At 63.2% G+C, this 421-nt stretch carries 1 protein-coding gene; it reads right to left on the minus strand.

All coding sequences use genetic code 11. The features are described from left to right. Positions 1 to 421 (minus strand): aminotransferase class III-fold pyridoxal phosphate-dependent enzyme (locus tag AC5RWX_RS34350; RefSeq protein ID WP_494100589.1); only part of this gene is annotated, 421 nt, incomplete at both ends.

Raw genomic sequence — 421 nt, forward strand, 5'->3', positions numbered from 1 at the left:
CGAGTGCCCAGAAGACGCCGCGGCCGCGGACCTCACCGATGACACTGTACCTTTTCGCCAGGGCGTTGAGGCCTGGTTCGAGGTGGTCGCGGCCGATCCTGGCGGCGTTGCCGACGATGTCTTCTTCTTCAAAGGCTTCGATGGAGGCGACGATGGAAGCTGCGGCAATGGGATGCCCGGAGTAGGTCAGTCCGCCGGGGAATACTCGTTCGTCGAAGGTGGCGGCGATCTCGCTGGAGATAACGACGCCGCCTACGGGGATGTAGCCGGAGTTGACGCCCTTGGCGAAGGTGATCAGGTCCGGGGTGACATTGACGGCGTCAAAGGCGAACCAGTCGCCGGTGCGGCCGAAGCCGGCCATGACTTCATCGAGGATCATCACGATGCCGTACTCGTCGCACAATGCCCGCACTCCCTCAAG

It is taken from the genome of Arthrobacter sp. SPT-J7, assembly GCF_059089965.1.